Source organism: Pseudaeromonas sharmana (assembly GCF_042649925.1).
GTDB classification, from domain to species: Bacteria; Pseudomonadota; Gammaproteobacteria; order Enterobacterales; family Aeromonadaceae; genus Pseudaeromonas; species Pseudaeromonas sharmana.
This window is the reverse complement of the sequence record NZ_JBHSAF010000014.1, coordinates 697,643-716,458: the sequence shown is the minus strand read 5'-3', so window position 1 is coordinate 716,458 and position 18,816 is coordinate 697,643. Positions and strand designations below refer to the sequence as shown.

Genomic DNA, 18,816 nt, shown 5'->3' with positions numbered 1-18,816 from the left:
TCGATGACACACTAAATTACAAATGAGAATTGTTTGCAAACGCGTTTTGGTCGTTTTACTCTTTTGCACGGTTTCCGCAAATCTCATGCGAAAGGAGTCAAATGTGAACAAGTTGTCCAAGGTGTCGCTGGCTGTCTGTGGTGTACTGGCGGCCGCCACCTCTGCTCAGGCGGCAGAAGAAGCCTTGAAAACGCTGGATCCAGTCATCGTCACGGCGACCCGTGACAAGAAGCCACTCGAGAAGCAACAGCGTCAGGTGGCGGTGGTGAAACGAGAGGAAATTGACGCCAGACAGGTTGATTCTGTCGTCGAAACCCTCAAATACGAGAGCAATATCGAGAATATCGGCGGTAGCCGCCCTGGCGCACAAGATCCGGTGATCCGTGGTCTGAGTGGTGATCGGGTGCTGCAAGTTATCGATGGCGTGCGCCAGAATACCCGCTCGGGCCATCGTGGCACCTATTTCGTCGACCCTGAGCTCGTCGAACAGGTGGATGTCGTGAAGGGGCCCTCCAGCTCGCTATGGGGCAGTGGTGCCTTGGGTGGGGTTGTATCGACCCGCACTCGCAGTGCAAATGATCTGCTAGCAGCCGATCAAGATCTTGGCGGTTACGTCAAACAGGGCTATCACACGGCGGATGACAAGTCACTGACCAGCGGCGCAGTCTACGGTCGTACGGATGGCAAGCAAGGCGACTGGCTGCTGAATGCCTATTACAACGACGGTAATGATATCCGGCTAGGTAATGGTGAGGACCTGCAGCACTCTGCGGCGCGTCAACAAGGGGTGATGGGCAAGTTTGGCTGGACGCCGGACGATGCCCAGCGGCTGGAACTGTCGCTGCGACACAGCGAGGCCAATCAAAGTGCGCCAAGCAATCCGACCGCCAATGTCAGCAGCTCGGTTCCGTTGGTGGATCAACAGACCAAGGATTTCAATACCACACTGGATTACCAGTTTACGCCCGACAATCCGCTGATCGATAGCCGGGTCACGGCTTACTACAACAAGACCAACTTCGATGAGTATCGCATCGCCAAACAACAGCAGGATGAGGTCAACTTCCAGACCATAGGCCTCAATGCCAATAACCGTGCTGAATTGGCTTTGGGTAATCTGCTGGCCGGCGCCGATATTTACTTCGACAAGACCTATGGTAGCCGTGAGGGGAGCAATCGCCCTGTCCCATCAGATGGCCGTTCCCGCGTATGGGGCACGTTCGCCCAATATGAATTGCCGTTCCTGAATGACTGGACGTTGACGCCAGGTATTCGGTTCGATCAGTTCCATACCGAGGATCAGCAACAAGCTGGCTCCGCCCGGACCCATGAGCACTGGTCGCCATCGGTAGGTTTGAGCTGGTCTACCACCCGCTGGCTGACACTGGCGGCGCGCTATGATGAGGCTTTCCGCGCACCGACCAGCGAGGAGCTCTACACCTCGGGCACCCACTTCTGCATGGGGCCCACCATGTGCAACACCTTCCAGCCAAATCCTGATCTGAAGCCGGAAACTGCCAAGAACAAGGAGCTGTCGGCACGCCTGGCGTTCGAGAACGTGATCACTGCAGATCGCCTCGGCCTGAATGCCACCTGGTTTGATAACGACATCGATGACTTCATCGAGCAGCAAGTGGTGAATGATTTCCGCAACATGATCTTTGAAACCACCTACAACAACGTCGCCAAAGCACAGCTCAGGGGCTATGAACTGGGCGCCGAATATGGCTGGCAAAGCCTGACCCTGAACCTGGGTTATGGTCAGACCCGAGGCACCAATAAGACCACCGGCGAGGCGCTGTCCAGCATACCGGCTGACAAATGGGTGTTCGGTGTCAATCAGGGGCTGCTGGCCGATCAAGTCACGGTCGGTGCCCGCATTGCCCACTATGGTCGTCAAGACCGGGTGCCTTCCAGCAACGATGTGACCAGCTACGACGGCTATACCCTGGTCGATCTGGCGATGCGCTGGCAGCCCAAGCAAAACGGCTGGGATAACTGGCGTGTCAATCTGGCGGTCGACAACCTGACCGATCGTTACTACCTGCCGGCCTTCAACCAGCTCTACTCACCTGGCCGTAACGGCAAGTTGTCTGTGGCTTACCAGTTCTAAAGAGGAGAACAGGCCCCGCACGCGGGGCCGATTCAGCATGGATATATCCCGTTTTGATGAGAGTATCTTGGGGCGCCTGACACCCGACCCGCTGCAGTTTGCCTTCTCGGGCAAGAAAAGCGCGCATGCGGGACGTGGAGGCCGGCCTATCCTGGATCCCGGGCAGCAACAGGCGATGTTCAGTGGACTGCTGGCCGCAGAGCCAGAGCCTGGTCGCGCGCGTTGTCTTTATCTGCACATTCCGTTTTGCCGGGTACGTTGTACGTTCTGTTCCTTTTTTCAATACGCCGCCAGCCCCACCTGGATAGAAAACTACCTGCAGCAACTCTGGCAGGAAATGGAGGCCAAGGCGGCTACGCGCTGGGCACAAGCGGTACCGTTCGATGCTGTCTATGTTGGTGGCGGCACGCCGACGGATATGACGGCGGCTCAAATCGGCGAAATGGGCCGGCGGCTAAAAACACTGTTTCCGTTGCGTGAGGATTGCGAGATCACCCTCGAAGGCCGTCTCAACGGATTCAGCGATGACAAATACGCGGCGGCGTTGAATAACGGCTTCAACCGTTTCTCATTTGGTGTGCAGAGTTTCGACAGCAAGGTGCGCCGCGCCGCGAAACGGCTTGATGAGCGCGAACAGGTTTTAAAGCGTCTCAGTGAGCTGACCCGGGGCAATGAAGCGCCCATCATTCTCGATCTACTGTTTGGCTTGCCGTTTCAGGACGAGGCGTGTTGGCAGCGTGACATTGCCGATTTTCTCGATTCGGGGGCGCACGGTGTCGACTTGTATCAGCTGATCGAGATGCAAGGCACCCCGATGGCGCGTCTGGTGGAGCAGGGCCGACAGCCCCCTCCCGCGGCGACCCCGCAGAAGGCACGACTCTATGCCTATGGTGCACAAACCCTCGAGGCGGCTGGTTTGCGCCGGCTGAGCAGTTGTCATTGGGCGCGGGATGAGCGCGAGCGTAGCCGCTACAACGCCCTGGCCAAAACCAGTGCCGATGTCTTGCCGCTGGGTGCCGGAGCCGGAGGCTCAATCAACGGCGTTGCGCTGATGCAGCAACGTGAACTGCAGCCCTATCAAAGTGCTTGCGACGCCGGGCAATGGCCCGTGGCGATGATGATGGCACCGGCACCCCACTTTCATCGTGATGGCCTGATCAAGGCGGCATTTGATAAAGGGCTGCTGGATAGCCGTCACTGGCGCGAGCAGGGTCAGCCGGAGTTATTTGCCCAACTGAAGCCGCTGCTGGCGATCTGGCAACAGCGCGGTTTGCTGACACTGGGGGAGGAGCAGGCAGAGCTGACGCTCGCCGGCCGTTTCTGGAATGTCAATCTGGCCCAGGGTGCCTTGCAGGCCCTGAGCCCAGCGCAAGCGGCAACGATGCCGCCGGCGCATTTTCAACCCATGGAGAAAAACAATGCCACACATTGAGAATCAGGCGGTTATTGACCTGCTGGCACAGGACCCGGGACAAAACACCCTGGCGATGGCACAGCAGTTAGGGATCAGCGAGGGGGAGGTGATCCGCGCCTTACCGCGCGACATGGTGACGCTGTGGTCGGGTGAGCAAAGCGAGGCCCTGCTCGGCCAGTTGGCGACGTGGGGTAAGCTGACGACGATTGTCGAGTCCTGTGGCTCGATCTTCGAATTCAAAGGGCCGCTGCCAGCGGGGCGGGTAGGCCGCGGTTACTACAACCTGATGGGGGATGACGGCTTGCACGGTCACCTCAAACTCGATGACATTGCGCACATTGCGTTGCTAAGCAAACCCTTTATGGGCACCGAGAGTCACGCCTTTGTCTTTATCGCCAATACGGGGCGCTGTGCCTTCAAGATCTACCTGGGCCGCGATGAAAAACGCCGCCTGTTGCCCGAACAACAACAACAGTTCCTGGCCTGGCGCCAGCAAGCTGCCCTGCCGGCCATTGCGCTGCAGTCGTGATAGAAAATCGAGAGGAGAGTCCTTGATGCAAGATAAACAACAACGCCTGCAACAGCGTCTGGAGCCGGAAATCCAGGCCTTTCGTGATCACTGCCAGACCCTGATGCTGGCCACGGTGGATGTGGATGGCATGCCTAACGTCAGCTATGCCCCGTTTGCACTGGGAGAGCAGGGCTATTATGTGCTGATCTCTGATATTGCCCGGCATGCACGCAACCTCAAACAGGTGCCCAAAGTCTCCTTGATGCTGATTGACGATGAGGCCAGCAGTCGGCAGATCTATGCCCGTCAACGGCTGAGTTTTGATGCCGAGGTGCGCATCGTCAGCCGCGACAGCGCGGAATGGCAGCATGCGACAGCCGCCCTGCAGGCGCGACATGGCGAGATCGTCAGCAACCTGACCAAGATGGAAGATTTCACCCTGTTCTGTCTGCAGCCGCAGATGGGATTGTATGTGAAGGGCTTCGGTCAGGCCTACCGCGTCAACCCCCATGATCTGATCGATGTCCTGCATCTGGATCAGGGGCATAAGCCGATCAGTGGCCACACACCACTGGTCGCGCCAGAGCCGAGCAGCGACTAGGCGGCGTAGACCGACTTGAGTGTTTAACGAGAAGGGCTGTCCTAGGACAGCCCTTATTTGCATTCTTGGTCGCGGAGATAGGTCTAAACTCTACCTGCCCTGGCGGCCAGCGATCAGCTGTGATACTGCTCGCAGGCTTCCAGCGTGTTTTCAATCAGGCTGGCGACGGTCATCGGGCCGACGCCACCGGGCACCGGCGTGATAAAGCTGGCGCGTTCTGCGGCGACAGCGTAGGCGACGTCACCGACCAGGCGGCCATCCGTCAAACGGTTAATGCCGACATCGATGACGATGGCACCGGGCTTGATCCAGTCACCAGGGATAAATTCAGGTTTGCCTACCGCGACGACCAACAAGTCGGCCTGACGCACAAAGGATTCCAGATCCTTGGTGAAACGGTGGGTGGTGATGGTCGTGCAGCCGGCCAGCAGCAGCTCCAGGGTCATCGGCCGGCCGACGATGTTCGAGGCACCGACGATGACGGCATTCAGGCCATAGGTATCGACACCGGTATCCTGGATCAGGGTCATGATGCCCTTCGGGGTACAGGGGCGCAGTGCCGGGATGCGTTGTGCCAGGCGGCCGACATTATAAGGGTGAAAACCGTCGACATCTTTATCCGGCTGGATACGCTCAATCACCTTGGTGGAGTCGATGTGTGCCGGCAGTGGCAATTGGACCAGAATGCCATCGACCGCATTATCGGCATTCAATTCATCAATCAGTGCCAGCAGGGCGCTTTCACTGGTATCGGCCGGCAGGTCATAGGAGCGGGAAAGAAAACCGACTTCTTCACAGGCTCGGCGCTTGCTGCCGACATAGACCTGGGAGGCGGGGTCCTGGCCGACCAGAATTACCGCCAGACCGGGCGCCCGCAAGCCGCTGGCCAAGCGTTGTTGAACCCGGGCCGCAACGGCGTGACGAACTGACTGGGCAATGGCCTTTCCATCGATAATCTTGGCTGACATGCTTCCTTACTCACCTGCTGTTGTCGAGGCGCGCATTGTCGCATTTTTTTACGCGGATCGTTAGTCCGCAGCTGCCGGAAAACCGGGTCAGAACAAGAAGTAGGCACCTGAAAGTACTGGGGGAAAAAGTGTTTGACGCTCTATAGTCAAATCGGTAGTATTCGCCCCCGTCGTCGTTCGAATGACTTGTCGGTGATTAGCGCAGCCCGGTAGCGCATCTGGTTTGGGACCAGAGGGTCGTAGGTTCGAATCCTACATCACCGACCACGCTTTCAAGGCAGTGCGCCCTTAGCTCAGTTGGATAGAGCAACGGCCTTCTAAGCCGTGGGTCACAGGTTCGAATCCTGTAGGGCGTGCCATTCGACGGTCACGATGACAATGAAGCAGTGGTGGCTGTAGCTCAGTTGGTAGAGTCCCGGATTGTGATTCCGGTTGTCGTGGGTTCGAGCCCCATCAGCCACCCCATCCTTACCAGGTTGGCGTTATCGGCTGAACAGATAACGAAAACCAAGCCCTCTTTGCGGAAGTGGCGAAATTGGTAGACGCACCAGATTTAGGTTCTGGCGCCTTAGGCGTGAGAGTTCAAGTCTCTCCTTCCGCACCATACAAACCAAACCCCGGCCATAGCGCCGGGGTTTTTGGTTTTTCTTGCGGCATAAAAATCTGCTTCCGCTCTTCGCTGTTTCATTCAGGAAACATCATCTTGGTGATTGAGGTTGTCGTATGGCTTGAATTTAACAACTCGAAACGCCTCATCAGGCGCTGAACATGAACACCCCGGCACAGGCCTATGCCCAAGCTGATGTTCAACCAGAGCTGAGTTATTACATTAATGTCAGACACACCACCCATCCGGCAGAGTGGTTTTTTTTGTGATAATGGGCCAACATCGCCAATCATTTTCATGCATTCATTGATAATCACGCCATGAACGTCCAGCACCTCAAGCTCTTTGTCCGGGTCGCGGCCCTGCACAACATCAGTCAGGCTGGCAGTGAACTGGGCCTGTCCGCCGCAGTGGCCAGCGCTCAGCTCAATAAGCTGGAACAGAGCCTGGGGGTGCGCCTGTTGCATCGCTCCACCCGCCGGGTCGCGCTTACCGACGAGGGGAAAGCCTTCTTGCCACATGCGGAAGACGTGCTGGCCAGTGTGGAAGCGGCTCAGGAGGTGATCGGCGGCGCCGGTAGCGAGCCGGCAGGCACCTTGCGCATCGCCGCTTCCGCTTCGTTTGGCAGGATGCACTTGATCCCGGCGCTGGCCGCCTTCAACCTGCGCTATCCCAAGATCAATGTCGATTTGCGGTTAAGCGACACGATTGTTGACCTGATTGAAGGCGGCTTCGATATGGCCATTCGGATAGCCGCACTGCCAGACTCCACGCTGGTGGCCAGGAAGCTGGCCACGGACAAGCGCATCCTGTTCGCCTCACCGGACTACCTGGCGCGTCATGGTACGCCGCAGTCACTGGAGCAGCTCAAGGAGCACAACTGCATTACGCTAGCCGGGCTTGATCTCTGGGCATTCGACAGCAGCGAGGGCATCAAGACGGTGAAGGTGCAGGGCAGCTTGCGGATCGATAATGGCGAGGCGGTGCGGGATGCCTGTGTCGCGGGCATGGGCCTTGCGATAAGCTCGACCTGGTGTGCGTATCATCATGTCTTGCGCGGCGAGCTGATTCCCATCCTGACCGCGTTCCCGTTACAGGAGCGCACGGCCATCTGGTCGGTACGGCCCAATGCCAGGATGATGCCCCACAGGGTACGGGTGTTTATCGATTTTCTTGAGGAGCGCTTTGGCTCCCCCCCTTATTGGGATCTGGCTCAGTGAGCCAGCATGCCTTCATATGCGGGTTCGCCGACCTGGCGATTATCAAAAAAAAGTAGAAACTCATTCCAGTGCCAGCGCCTTTTTCACGGTGCCAAGCGGCTTATAATGAGGCTCAACACTGACTCCGCCGAGCGCGCGCAGGCGAGTCGAGCCCATTATTGCGCAAGCTGGAGAATGCCGTGACCCATCCCATCATCCAAGACCTGACCAACCGCTATACCGTGAAGAAGTATGATGCCAGCAAGCGCATCAGTGCCGATGACCTGGCCGTGATCCAGGAAGCGCTGCGCCTGTCGGCCTCTTCCATTAACTCCCAACCCTGGAAGTTCATCATCATCGAGAGCGATGCGGCGAAACAACGGCTGCACGACAGCTTCGCCAACAAGTATCAGTTTAACCAACCCCATGCCAAGACCGCGTCCCATACCTTGCTGTTGGCCTATGACCCCTATTTCACCAAAGAGAAATTCAGCAAGCGCGTGGATGCCGAGGTCAGCTCCGGCCATCTGCGGGCCGAGATGCGCGATGCGTTCATGGGGGCCTACGCTTTTGCCGAGGCCAACACCGATGCCACGGGCTACAACGGTGAATGGACCAAGGCCCAGGTGTATCTGGCCCTTGGCAATGTCATGCACACCCTGGCGCGCCTGGGGATCGGCTCCACCGCGATGGAGGGCGTGGACTCCGAGATGCTCACCGAGTTGTTTAAAGAGGAGCTCGATGGCCATGTCTGCGAAGTTGCGCTGGCGATGGGCTACCACCAGGTTGGGGAGGATTACAACCATGGCCTGCCTAAGGCCCGTCTGGCGATGGATGACATCATCACAGTGCTGTAACGCCGCTCTGTAAGCGCAAAGCCGGATAGTCATTTCAGCCGTTATTGGCCGCTCAGATCCCGATAGTCAAAGCCTCTTTGCGGCGTCGGCGCAATGGGTAGTTACACCCGATTCAGGTTCTGGCGCCCTAGGCGTCAGAATCCAAGTCTCCACCCGCTGCAAACTAACAACCCGGCCTCAAGCCGGGTTGTTGCTTTTCTAGGTATGACATAACCGTTTGTGCCCTGCTGCCGGCATGATGTTCGATTGCGTGTGTGTGTGCGGGTGCGTGTGCGGTTGTTTAACCGGTAAGTGAATTTGTGCAGCAGGTAGGAAATTTGAAATGTGGTGTCGGTATGAGTGAATGTCGCCCCATGGTTTTCTGATGGTGGCCATATGATTAAATCACAATTATTTCAAATTGTTATGTAAATTCTATCCACTGTGTTAACTCAATCTTAACGGTTGGCGCGTTTGGCAAGTAGATTGGCGCGTTCTGCCTATAGGTTATATCTCGCCCCTTGTATTGTTCACTCCGACGCAGTTTGTGACCCATATCCCGTTTTGGCGTCCCTATTGCCATCGCACATCTCGTTTTGTCCCTATTCCACAACTGGAATTATTCATATGAAAAACTTACCTATTTTGCGGCATAACGCGTCGCCTTTGTTGGCCGTGCTGACCTTTGGCTGCCTGTTGCTCGCGGGTTGCAACGAGAAGTCGGCCCCCGCTGCCATGGTGCCCCCCGAGGTGAGCGCGGCGCAGGTTGTCGTCAAGGCGGTGAACCAGTGGGATGAGTACAGTGGCCGCATTGAAGCGATTCAAAGTGTTGATCTGCGTCCCCGGGTCTCTGGTTATCTCGACAGCGTCAACTATCGGGAAGGACAGGAGGTGAAACAGGGCGATGTGCTGTTCACCATCGATGCCCGCAGTTACCGCGCCGAGCTGGCGCGCGCCAATGCACAGCTCGCGCGTGCGGCCAGTGTTGCGGCGCAGAGCCGTAACGAAGCGCGTCGTGCCAAAGCGCTGGTTGCGCAACACGCCATCTCTACCGAGCAGTGGGAGCAGCGTAACGCCGCCGATAAGTCTGCCCAAGCCGACATGCTGGCCGCTCAGGCTGCGGTGGATACCGCAAAGCTCAATCTGGCGTGGACCCAGGTGCGCGCGCCGATCGTCGGCCGGGCCGGGCGGGCGCTGGTGACCCAAGGCAACCTGGTCACGGCAGATGGCGCAGCCAGTGTACTGACCACCTTGGTGTCACAAGACAAGATGTATGCCTATTTTGACATCGATGAGAATGCCTTCCTGCGTTACACCCAGAGCGCCCGCAATACCTTGGGCCACAGTGCCACCATCCCGGTACAGATCGGGCTCGCCAACGAGGCGGGCTTCCCCCATCACGGCGTGGTCGACTTTCTTGACAACCGGGTGGAGCGCAGCAGCGGCACCCTGCGTGTGCGCGCCATCCTCGATAACCAAGATCGCCTGTTGACCCCCGGCCTGTTTGCCCGTGTGCGCCTGTTCGGCGGTCGCATCCCTGATGCGCTGCTGATCGACAGTCGTGCCCTGCTGACTGATCAAGACCGCAAGTATGTCTATGTGGTCGACAAGGACGGCAAGGCCCAGCGCCGGGACGTGGTGCCGGGACGGGAAGCTGAGGGGCTGCGCATCATCGAAAAAGGGTTGGTGGCTGGCGATCGCGTGATCATCGAAGGCTATCAGAAGGTGTTCATGCCAGGCATGCCGGTGAACGCCAAAGCGGTGCCCATGCAGGGCGCGGCCGCATTGACGGCGGCGACGAAATGATCGCACCCCTGTTCACCGTGGCGCCTGTGCTGACAGCCGCAGTGCCTCTTGAACCGTCTGTTTAAGGACCTATTCCATGGACTTTTCCCGTTTCTTTATTGATCGGCCAATCTTTGCGGCGGTGTTGTCGATCGTGATCTTCGCTGCGGGATTGATCACCATTCCCAACTTGCCAGTGAGCGAGTATCCGGAAGTGGTGCCACCGTCGGTGGTGGTGCGCACTGTCTATCCGGGTGCCAACCCCAAGGTGATCGCCGAAACCGTGGCCACGCCGCTAGAAGAGGCGATCAATGGCGTGGAAGGCATGATGTATTTCAAGTCGGTCGCCGGCTCTGACGGCGTGCTGCAGATGACCATCACCTTCCGTCCAGGCACCGATCCTGATGCGGCAGCGGTCAAGGTACAAAACCGCGTGGCGCAGGCCCAGGCCCGTTTGCCGGAAGATGTCCGCCGTCAGGGGGTGACCACACAGAAACAGTCACCGACCTTTCTGATGGTGGTGCATTTGACCTCGCCAGGCGGTAAGTACGACACCCTGTACTTGCGTAACTACGCGCGGCTGAATGTAAAAGATGCCTTGGCGCGTATCCCGGGGGTAGGGGATGCCCAGGTGTTCGGTGGCGGTGACTACGCCATGCGTGCCTGGCTTGATCCGGACAAAATCGCCGCACGCGGCCTGACAGCCAGTGATGTGGTCAGTGCCATGCGCGAGCAAAACGTGCAGGTGTCTGCTGGCCAGTTGGGCGCTGAGCCGATGCCGAACAGCCAGTTCCTGACGCTGATTAATGCGCAGGGGCGTCTGCGTACCGAGCAGGAGTTTGGCGATATCGTGCTGAAAAATGGCGATAACGGCGAAGTGGTGCGGCTGTCGGATGTGGCCCGTCTTGAGCTGGGTGCCGGTGACTACACCCTGCGCTCCCAGCTCGATGGCAAGAACGCGGTCGGGATCGGTATCTTCCAGTCGCCGGGGGCCAATGCGCTGGAGATCCGTGATGCGGTCATCCGGACGATGGACCAGATGCAGAAGACCTTCCCGTCTGATGTGAAGTATGAAGCGGTCTATGACACCACCATCTTTGTGCGCGATTCGATCAGCGCCGTGGTACACACCCTGCTCGAGGCGGTATTGCTGGTGGTGCTGGTGGTTATCCTGTTCCTGCAGACCTGGCGTGCCTCGATCATTCCGCTGATCGCGGTGCCGGTGTCGGTGGTGGGCACCTTTGCGGCCCTCTATGTGCTGGGTTTCTCCATTAACACCCTGAGCCTGTTCGGGCTGGTACTCGCCATCGGGATTGTGGTGGACGATGCCATCGTGGTGGTGGAGAACGTCGAACGTAACATCGAAGAGGGGCTCTCACCAATTGCGGCGGCACACCAGGCGATGCGCGAAGTCTCGGGGCCGATCATCGCGATTGCGCTGGTGCTGTGTGCGGTATTTGTGCCGATGGCGTTTTTGTCCGGGGTCACCGGTCAGTTCTACAAGCAGTTCGCGGTCACGATCGCCATTTCGACCGTGATCTCGGCCATCAACTCCTTGACCCTGTCGCCGGCGCTGGCTGCCCGTCTGCTCAAGCCGCACGATGCGCCCAAGGATGGCCCGAGCCGACTGATTGATACCCTGCTCGGTTGGCTGTTCCGTCCGTTTAACCGGGCCTTCAAGTCGGGCTCCGCGCGCTATGAGCGCGGTATCTCCCGCATTCTTGGCCGCCGTGGCGCCGTGTTTGTGGTCTATGCCTTGCTGCTGGCTGCGACGGGTGTGATGTTCAAGCTGGTGCCACCAGGATTTATTCCGACCCAGGACAAGCTCTATCTGATCGCCGGGGTGAAACTGCCGGAGGGGGCGTCGATTGCCCGGACTGATGCGATGCTGCGCAAGGTCGCCCAGATTGCACAAGAGACTGATGGGGTGGCACACACCATTTCCTTCCCCGGTCTGAATGCGCTGCAGTTCACCAACACCCCCAACACCGGAGTGGCGTTCATTCCGCTCAAGCCGTTTGCCGAGCGCAATGGCCGCACGGCCGCCCAGATCAACGCCGAGATAAACCAGAAGATCGCTGGCCTGCAGGAGGGGTTTGCCTTCGCCATGATGCCGCCGCCGATCCTCGGGCTGGGTAGTGGTAATGGCTATCAGATGTTTATCGAGGACCGAGGCAACTTCGGTTACGGCAAACTGCAAGAAGCGGTGCAGGCGATGCAGGGCACCGTCGCGCAGACGCCGGGCATGGCCTATCCCATCACCAGTTATCAGGCCAACGTGCCGCAACTCGATGCCCATGTCGATCGCCTCAAAGCCAAGGCACAAGGGGTGGCGTTGACCGAGTTGTTCGATACCCTGCAGACCTACCTGGGTTCGACCTATGTCAACGACTTCAACCAGTTTGGCCGTACCTGGCAGGTGATAGCACAGGCGGATGGGGCGTTTCGCCATAGCGTCGAGGACATCGGCAAACTGCAAACCCGCAATGCACGCGGTGAGATGGTGCCGATCGGTTCGATGGTGACCGTCAAGGAGACCTATGGGCCAGATCCGGTGCTGCGTTTTAACGGTTACCCCGCCGCCGATCTGGCCGGTGAGGCGGATCCGCGCATGCTCTCGTCAGCGCAGGTGATGGGCCAGCTAACTGCTATTGCCGGACGGGTCTTGCCGGTGGGAATGACCACCGAGTGGACTGACTTGAGCTATCAGCAGGCTACCCAGGGCAATGCGGCCTTTATCGTCTTCCCGGTGGCGATCTTGTTGGTGTTCCTGGTGCTGGCGGCACTCTATGAGAGCTGGACCCTGCCACTGGCGGTGATCCTGATCGTGCCGATGACGCTGCTCTCAGCGCTGTTCGGGGTCTGGATGACCGGTGGCGATAACAACGTCTTCGTGCAGGTGGGGCTGGTGGTGCTGATGGGGCTGGCGTGCAAGAACGCCATCCTGATCGTCGAGTTTGCCCGTGAGCTGGAGATGAACGGTCGCGGCATTGTCGAGTCCGCATTGAAGGCATGCCGGCTGCGGTTACGGCCGATTGTGATGACCTCGATCGCCTTTATCGCCGGCACGATTCCGTTGGTGGTCTCTACTGGTGCCGGGGCGGAGGTGCGCGCGGTGACCGGTATTACGGTCTTTGCCGGGATGCTCGGGGTGACGCTGTTTGGCCTGTTCCTCACGCCGGTGTTCTATGTGGCGCTGCGTAAACTCTCCGGCCGGCCCCTGGTGCAGCATGGTGAGTCGACCTTCGTCGGTGATCCGCTTTGATGCCGGGCGCAGGCCAACCTCTTTAGGATGAGTGAATTGCTATGTATATGACAGCGAAAACCAACGCCTCTCGGTACGCGCTCAGTGCGCTCACGGTGAGCCTCGCCACACTGCTATCCGCGTGCAGTGTCGGGCCAGACTATCAACGTCCGGAGATGCCGGCCGTGAGCCGCTACGCCCGTCTGGATGCCAGCGTGCGTCAACAGCCAGCACCTGAGGCGGAACCGGCATTCTGGCGCGGATTTAACGACCCGGAGCTCACCAAGCTGGTCGAGCTGGCGCTGCGGCATAACCAGGATGTACAGCGGGCCCTGGCCAACTATCAGCAAGCTAATGCGCTGCTCGGGAGCGCAAAGTACGATTTGCTGCCGACGCTCGTCGCCAACGCGCAGGCCAGTAATGAGCGCAGCAGTGCCGACCAGCAGCCCGGTGTTGCCGCAGCCGATCGGGATTATCACCAATATCAGGGCAGCACCGGCTTTAGTTGGGAGCTGGATCTGTTTGGCCGGGTGCGGCGCTCGGTGGAGGCGCAGCGCGCCGACACCCGTGCCAGTGCCGATGATCTGGCCGCCATGCAGGTGGCCGTGGTCGGGGAGCTGGCCCAGACCTACTTCCAGCTACGTGGCTGGCAGGCTCAACGACAGATAGCCCGTGACAATGCGGCAAACCAGGCGCAAACCCTGTCGCTGTTGCAACTGCAGCAAGGGGCGGGCATGGCCAGCGCGTTCGATGTCGATCGAGGGCGTGCCCAGCTTGAAACCACCCGCGCCAGCATTCCGCCACTCGAGGCACAAATTGCCGTGGCCAGCCACCGCATTGGTGTGTTGACCGGTAATGTCCCTGAAGCGCTGATTAACGAGCTGGCGGCACCGGCGCCGCTCGCGCAGTTGTCGGCAGATGTGCCGATGCAGGCGCCCGGTGAGCTGCTGCGTCGGCGTCCAGATGTCGCGGCTGCCGAACATCGCCTTGCCGCAGCGACGGCGCGCATTGGGGTCGCCACCGCCGATCTGTTCCCCCATTTTACCCTGGGGGGCTTGATTGGTACTCAGGCCCTGGATGCCGGTGCCCTGTTGGCACGAGACAGTGAGACACGGTCGCTGACGCTCGGCGTGGATGGCTCATTTTTGAATGTGGGCCGCGTTCGCGCCCGCATCGCTGCCAGCAATGCGCAGGCGGCAGCGGATCTGGCCAGCTATCAGAAGAGCGTGCTCACCGCGCTGGAAGAGACGGAAAATGCGCTGGCTCAGGTGTCTAACAGTGCACAGCAGCGCCAGCATCTGGCACAGGCAGCCGCCGCCAGCGTGCGTGCCGCCGAGGTCGCCAAGGTGCGCTACGATGAAGGGGCTATCGATCTGCTGACGTTGCTGGATGCTGAAAACGTCCGTCTGCAAAGTCAGGATGCGCTGGCACAAAGCCAGGTGCGATATACCCTGGCGGTGGTGTCGCTCTATCGGGCCATGGCCGGTGGTTGGCCGGACTATGTGGCTGATGAGGCGTCGAACAGGCCCTGAACCAGGCACTGAACCATAAGCCGTTGCGTTGACGGATGACATCGCGCCTGGCGCAGCGCACAAATGTGCATGACAGCTGCGAGGGATGTCAGATATTTTTTGCTACCAGGCGGTATGGCGCAGTCCATGCCGCCGCGCGGTATCCGCGACCTGACCAGGTCACCATGTTCTCTTTGATTGGGTACGCCACACGATGATCGATCGTTTTCGCATTTCCAAGCAGTGGATGCTGCGCATCGCTGAGCTGGGGCTCTCGTTAGAGCTGATGCAGCGCAAAGCCGGGCTGCCGGAGCTGTTTTTTCAGCAAGAGAAAATCTATGCCTCCACTGCGGAGTTGTTCTCGCTGTGGAAGGCGATTGCCGACCATTGCGGCGATGTGGCCTTTGGTCTGAAGCTCGGCTCAGATGTGCGGCTCGAACGCAACCATCCGATGGCGATTGCGGCGGTATGTAGCAGTTGTTTACGCGATGCGTTGCAGCGTATCGCCCGCTACAAACGGGTGGTCTGTCCGGAAGAGATCCGTGTCGAGGTTAAAGGCGATGAGGTGATCATCGACTCCCATTATCTAGCCGCCAGTGAGCCACCGCCGCATATCATGACCGATATTGGCTTTGCCTGGGTGACCGCCATGGCGCGGCACGGGTCGGACGGGCATATCCGCCCGCTGCGCCTTGAATTGACGCGCGGACCCGAGCATCGCGCCTTGCTGGAGGGCCATTTTGGCTGCCCGATCACCTTCAATGCGGCGCGCAATGCGCTGGTGTTTCGCACCAGCGATCTGGATTTTCCGTTTTATACCCACAATGAAGAGTTGCTGGCGGTGATCGCCCCGCAGCTGGATGCCGAGTTGCAGGCGCATGACCAAAACGCCAAAGTCACCTATACGGTGAAACAGGTACTAAAACGCACCCTCGCAGGCCGCCGTCCGACGCTGCAATCGCTGGCCAAAGAGCTGGCGATGAGTACGCGAACCCTGCAACGCCGGTTGACCGATGAGGGCATCACTTTTCAGCAACTGGTGGAGGAGACCCGTCGCGAGCTGGCGCGCTCCTATTTACAGACCGGCGGCATAGAGCCCAACGAGACGGCCTACCTGCTTGGCTACGAAGATACCAACTCGTTTTATCGTGCATTTAACGGCTGGGAGGGGATCTCGCCCGGGGCGTGGCGCGACATGCAGCGCAAAGCTGATAGCGGTATGGTCGACCATTAATAGCCGCGTTCGAGTTTCAGGAAGGATACAAACAAGCTCGGTCTGGAAGGGGATTCACCCGACTCGCTGATGCGCAGAAGCGAAAAAAAGTAAAAAAACAGTGTAAGAAACACTGGGGTGACTCCGACTACGTCAGGGCAAGCAGAAAAAACGGCTTGTAATGACCCGAACAGATTGATGCATAAGGAGCTTCACCATGAACAACGCAACTGCTGCTACCACGCTGGCACTGGCACTGGGATCTGTCTTGACCCTCACGGCTATTCCGGCGCTGGCTGCTGAATCGGCAGGGATGGAAAAATGCTACGGGGTCGCCCTTAAGGGCAAGAATGATTGCAAGGCGGGGGCTGGCACTAGCTGCGCAGGCTCAGCGAAGAAGGATTATCAGGGCAATGCCTGGAAGATGGTGCCGGCGGGAACGTGCGTTCACACGGCATCACCGAGCTCACCCACCGGTATGGGGCAACTGGACGCGTTTATGGAGAAGCAGGGCTGATGGGGCAAGCCTAAGGCGGTGGCCGGAGAGCAATGCCATGACGCACTATGAGTTTCCAAGAACCGGCGCCTCATTTCCGCACGGAGGGGATATGCCCCTCCGTGCCGGGATTGGCCTCAAACCGGAACATTTTGTCGAGATCCTCACGACTCGGCCCGACGTAGGCTTTTTTGAAATTCATGCCGAGAATTACATGGTTGCCGGCGGGGCCTTGCCTCACTATCTAAGCCGGATCCGTGAACATTACTCCTTGTCTGTACATGGGGTAGGCCTCTCACTCGGCGGCGAGCAGTCGCCGAGTCAACAGCACCTGCAACGGCTGGCGACATTACTGGATCGCTACCAGCCGACCTGGTTTTCCGAACATCTTGCCTGGTCCAGCCATGCTGGCCACTGCCTGCATGATCTGCTGCCGCTGCCTTATCACGCCGCCACGCTGGATCGGGTCTGCGACCACATCGGACAGGTCCAGGATCGATTGCAACGCCCGCTGCTGCTGGAGAATCCGGCCACGTATCTGGAGTTTGCGACCTCGGAGTTCAGCGAACCGGAGTTTTTGCGTCAAATAGTGCAGCGCACTGGCTGTGGCCTGCTGCTGGATGTCAACAACGTCTATGTCTCGGCCATCAACCATGGCCGGGATCCCTATGACTACATCCGCGCCCTGCAAGGCTTGTGGATTGGCGAAATCCACCTTGCAGGCTTTGCAAAGGATTTGGATGCCCTCGGGGCGCCACTGCTGATCGACAGCCATGGCGCCCCTGTGGCCGAGGCAGTATGGCAGTTATACGAATTTACGTTGCAGCAGGTGGGCGCGGTGCCCACCCTGATAGAGCGCGATCAGGCGATTCCACCGTTGGCGACCCTGTGTGCTGAAGCGCATCAAGCCTCGCTGCGCCTGGCAGAGTATGCCAGCCCTGCGCCTGTGATGTCTCGGAGGTCGCCGTGAGTTGGCAGCAGGATTTTTATCAGGCGTTAACAGAGGCGGATCCGGTTGTGCCAGCCGGTCTACGTACCTGGAACGGATCCGACCCCGCGGCGCGTTTGGCCGTCTACCGGAACAATGTGTTGACCGCGTTGATCGAGGCGCTGGCGGCGAGTTTTCCGGTCGTCGAGGCGTTGGTTGGCGTGCCATTTTTTCGCGCCATGGCACACCACTTTGTGTCTCAACATCCGCCAACATCACCGCTTTTGGCCGAGTATGGGGCAGACTTGCCGCGGTTTATTCGTCAGTTTGCACCGGCTGCCGCGGTGCCTTATCTGGCGGATGTCGCCGAGCTGGAATGGCGCTATATCCAAGCGTTTCACTGTGCCGATGGCCGCGGCATCGATGCGGCGGCATTGGCCCGGGTCCTGGAGGATGAACGCCAGTTGCCGGCGCGAAAGCTCATATTCCATCCCTCGTTGCAGTGCATCCATTCGTCCTATGCCGTGCTCTCAATCTGGGCGGCACATCAGTCCGAGCATGATGGCAACCACTCGCAGCCAGTCGGACAACAACTGGCACAGCTGTCTCTGGAGAGCCCTGAACAGGGGATATTGATTCGTACTGGCCTGAACGTACATCTGCTGGCGCTGGATATAGGCAGCTATCGTTTCATCTCGGCACTGCAGCAGGGCATGACGCTAGGCGAGGCGATGATGCATGTCCAGCTGCAGGATGCCGGTTTCGATGTCACGCCTGGCTTGCAACTGTTACTGCAACAGCAGGCGGTCATGGGCTTTTCTCAACCCGTTACGCAAGGAGAACCCAAATGAATGGCACGACTCGACCTGAACCGTTGGCGGCGCGGCCCATTGCCTCCGTCATTCGTATGCTATTACAGAGCTGTCAGCGGATCCCTGACAGTGTGATCGCGCTGTTGGCCCGGTTTTCCATCGCCGCCATCTTTTGGCAATCGGGGCAGACCAAGGTCGAGGGATGGGCGATTGATCTGTTCTCTGGGACGCTACAACTGGGCTGGCCTCGTCTGAGCGATGGGGCTGTCTATCTGTTTCGTGAGGAGTACCGCCTGCCGCTGCTCGAGCCGGAACTGGCGGCTCTGCTGGCGGCTACGGCGGAGCATCTGTTTCCGCTGCTGTTGTTATTGGGGTTGGGTACCCGTCTGGCGGCCTGCGGGCTCCTGATCATGACTCTGGTCATCCAGGTGCTGGTCTATCCGGATGCCTACGCCACCCATGGTGTCTGGGCGGCCTGTCTTCTGTTTCTGCTGGCCAGGGGGCCGGGTGTCGTGTCTGTGGATCAATGGCTGGTCAGGCAATGGCAGCGCCAGGCTCAATGCCGGCGCTGAGGCGCA

15 protein-coding genes, 4 tRNA genes and 1 pseudogene are annotated in these 18,816 nt (G+C 58.9%); 18 read left to right on the top strand and 2 right to left on the bottom strand.

Features of this window, described 5'->3' with window-relative positions; all coding sequences use genetic code 11:
• The first annotated feature begins 103 nt into the window (after positions 1 to 103).
• Genes ACFOSS_RS12940 through hutZ form a run of 4 tightly spaced genes read left to right on the top strand, consistent with a single transcriptional unit; the run spans position 104 to position 4,639 of the window.
• Entirely contained in the window at positions 104 to 2,113 is a 2,010-nt protein-coding gene (locus ACFOSS_RS12940) for a TonB-dependent hemoglobin/transferrin/lactoferrin family receptor (RefSeq protein WP_377153153.1), read from the top strand.
• A gap of 37 nt (positions 2,114 to 2,150) precedes the next feature.
• On the top strand, positions 2,151 to 3,545 hold the full coding sequence (gene hutW, locus ACFOSS_RS12935) for a heme anaerobic degradation radical SAM methyltransferase ChuW/HutW (protein ID WP_377153151.1): 1,395 nt from the start codon (positions 2,151 to 2,153) through the stop codon (positions 3,543 to 3,545).
• Positions 3,532 to 4,056: a heme utilization cystosolic carrier protein HutX gene (gene hutX, locus ACFOSS_RS12930; RefSeq protein ID WP_377153149.1), complete on the top strand. Its 525-nt coding sequence runs from the start codon at positions 3,532 to 3,534 to the stop codon at positions 4,054 to 4,056. The genes hutW and hutX overlap by 14 nt, the downstream gene beginning before the upstream one ends.
• Positions 4,057 to 4,081: 25 nt before the next feature.
• On the top strand, positions 4,082 to 4,639 hold the full coding sequence (hutZ, locus tag ACFOSS_RS12925; protein ID WP_377153147.1) for a heme utilization protein HutZ: 558 nt from the start codon (positions 4,082 to 4,084) through the stop codon (positions 4,637 to 4,639).
• 113 nt (positions 4,640 to 4,752) lie between these two features.
• Here hutZ and folD read toward each other — a convergent pair whose 3' ends face one another.
• Entirely contained in the window at positions 4,753 to 5,607 is an 855-nt protein-coding gene (gene folD, locus ACFOSS_RS12920; protein ID WP_377153145.1) for a bifunctional methylenetetrahydrofolate dehydrogenase/methenyltetrahydrofolate cyclohydrolase FolD, read from the bottom strand.
• Between the two features lie 190 nt (positions 5,608 to 5,797).
• Here folD and ACFOSS_RS12915 point away from each other — a divergent pair.
• From ACFOSS_RS12915 to ACFOSS_RS12900, 4 genes are all read left to right on the top strand, one after another.
• Positions 5,798 to 5,874: transfer RNA gene (locus tag ACFOSS_RS12915), tRNA-Pro, on the top strand.
• Between the two features lie 15 nt (positions 5,875 to 5,889).
• A tRNA-Arg gene (locus ACFOSS_RS12910) sits at positions 5,890 to 5,966 on the top strand.
• A gap of 30 nt (positions 5,967 to 5,996) precedes the next feature.
• Positions 5,997 to 6,072: transfer RNA gene (locus ACFOSS_RS12905), tRNA-His, on the top strand.
• A gap of 55 nt (positions 6,073 to 6,127) precedes the next feature.
• Positions 6,128 to 6,211, top strand: a tRNA-Leu gene (locus tag ACFOSS_RS12900).
• An 80-nt stretch (positions 6,212 to 6,291) separates the two neighbouring features.
• Here the strand turns inward: ACFOSS_RS12900 and ACFOSS_RS12895 are convergent.
• A complete protein-coding gene (locus tag ACFOSS_RS12895; protein ID WP_377153143.1) occupies positions 6,292 to 6,549 on the bottom strand; it encodes a hypothetical protein in 258 nt (85 codons plus the stop codon).
• On the opposite strand from ACFOSS_RS12895, the gene ACFOSS_RS12890 reads away from it, so the two are divergent.
• The 10 genes and pseudogenes from ACFOSS_RS12890 (at position 6,535) to ACFOSS_RS12845 (ending at position 18,810) form a co-directional block, all read left to right on the top strand.
• Positions 6,535 to 7,434, top strand: coding sequence for a LysR family transcriptional regulator (locus tag ACFOSS_RS12890; RefSeq protein ID WP_377153141.1), 900 nt, complete (start codon positions 6,535 to 6,537; stop codon positions 7,432 to 7,434). The two genes, ACFOSS_RS12895 and ACFOSS_RS12890, sit on opposite strands and share 15 nt — an antisense overlap.
• Positions 7,435 to 7,613: 179 nt before the next feature.
• The gene (locus ACFOSS_RS12885) at positions 7,614 to 8,270 is read left to right on the top strand and encodes an NAD(P)H-dependent oxidoreductase (protein WP_377153139.1); all 657 of its coding nucleotides are present in this window, start codon (positions 7,614 to 7,616) and stop codon (positions 8,268 to 8,270) included.
• Between the two features lie 675 nt (positions 8,271 to 8,945).
• A pseudogene (locus ACFOSS_RS12880) lies at positions 8,946 to 10,055 on the top strand (efflux RND transporter periplasmic adaptor subunit); the annotation flags it as partial.
• Between the two features lie 76 nt (positions 10,056 to 10,131).
• Positions 10,132 to 13,299 carry an efflux RND transporter permease subunit gene (locus ACFOSS_RS12875; protein ID WP_377153135.1) on the top strand — a complete coding sequence of 1,056 codons (3,168 nt, stop codon included), beginning with the start codon at positions 10,132 to 10,134 and terminating at the stop codon, positions 13,297 to 13,299.
• Between the two features lie 41 nt (positions 13,300 to 13,340).
• On the top strand, positions 13,341 to 14,810 hold the full coding sequence (locus ACFOSS_RS12870; protein ID WP_377153133.1) for an efflux transporter outer membrane subunit: 1,470 nt from the start codon (positions 13,341 to 13,343) through the stop codon (positions 14,808 to 14,810).
• Positions 14,811 to 15,003: 193 nt separating this feature from the next.
• Entirely contained in the window at positions 15,004 to 16,023 is a 1,020-nt protein-coding gene (locus tag ACFOSS_RS12865) for an AraC family transcriptional regulator (RefSeq protein WP_377153131.1), read from the top strand.
• Positions 16,024 to 16,219: 196 nt separating this feature from the next.
• Entirely contained in the window at positions 16,220 to 16,519 is a 300-nt protein-coding gene (locus tag ACFOSS_RS12860) for a BufA1 family periplasmic bufferin-type metallophore (protein ID WP_377153129.1), read from the top strand.
• 91 nt (positions 16,520 to 16,610) lie between these two features.
• Positions 16,611 to 17,468: an MNIO family bufferin maturase gene (gene bufB / locus ACFOSS_RS12855; RefSeq protein WP_377153127.1), complete on the top strand. Its 858-nt coding sequence runs from the start codon at positions 16,611 to 16,613 to the stop codon at positions 17,466 to 17,468.
• Positions 17,465 to 18,277 carry an HvfC/BufC family peptide modification chaperone gene (locus ACFOSS_RS12850; protein ID WP_377153125.1) on the top strand — a complete coding sequence of 271 codons (813 nt, stop codon included), beginning with the start codon at positions 17,465 to 17,467 and terminating at the stop codon, positions 18,275 to 18,277. The genes bufB and ACFOSS_RS12850 overlap by 4 nt, the downstream gene beginning before the upstream one ends.
• Positions 18,274 to 18,810, top strand: a complete 537-nt coding sequence (locus ACFOSS_RS12845) for a DoxX family protein (protein WP_377153122.1) — start codon at positions 18,274 to 18,276, stop codon at positions 18,808 to 18,810. The genes ACFOSS_RS12850 and ACFOSS_RS12845 overlap by 4 nt, the downstream gene beginning before the upstream one ends.
• Positions 18,811 to 18,816 lie beyond the last annotated feature (6 nt).

Excerpts from the sequence above, each read along its gene's own strand:
- hutW (WP_377153151.1), top strand. The coding sequence starts at position 2,151 with ATGGATATATCCCGTTTTGATGAGAGTATCTTGGGGCGCCTGACACCC.
- hutX (WP_377153149.1), top strand. The coding sequence starts at position 3,532 with ATGCCACACATTGAGAATCAGGCGGTTATTGACCTGCTGGCACAGGAC.
- hutZ (WP_377153147.1), top strand. The coding sequence starts at position 4,082 with ATGCAAGATAAACAACAACGCCTGCAACAGCGTCTGGAGCCGGAAATC.
- folD (WP_377153145.1), bottom strand. The coding sequence starts at position 5,607 with ATGTCAGCCAAGATTATCGATGGAAAGGCCATTGCCCAGTCAGTTCGT.
- ACFOSS_RS12890 (WP_377153141.1), top strand. The coding sequence starts at position 6,535 with ATGAACGTCCAGCACCTCAAGCTCTTTGTCCGGGTCGCGGCCCTGCAC.
- ACFOSS_RS12875 (WP_377153135.1), top strand. The coding sequence starts at position 10,132 with ATGGACTTTTCCCGTTTCTTTATTGATCGGCCAATCTTTGCGGCGGTG.
- ACFOSS_RS12870 (WP_377153133.1), top strand. The coding sequence starts at position 13,341 with ATGTATATGACAGCGAAAACCAACGCCTCTCGGTACGCGCTCAGTGCG.
- ACFOSS_RS12865 (WP_377153131.1), top strand. The coding sequence starts at position 15,004 with ATGATCGATCGTTTTCGCATTTCCAAGCAGTGGATGCTGCGCATCGCT.
- ACFOSS_RS12860 (WP_377153129.1), top strand. The coding sequence starts at position 16,220 with ATGAACAACGCAACTGCTGCTACCACGCTGGCACTGGCACTGGGATCT.
- bufB (WP_377153127.1), top strand. The coding sequence starts at position 16,611 with ATGCCCCTCCGTGCCGGGATTGGCCTCAAACCGGAACATTTTGTCGAG.
- ACFOSS_RS12845 (WP_377153122.1), top strand. The coding sequence starts at position 18,274 with ATGAATGGCACGACTCGACCTGAACCGTTGGCGGCGCGGCCCATTGCC.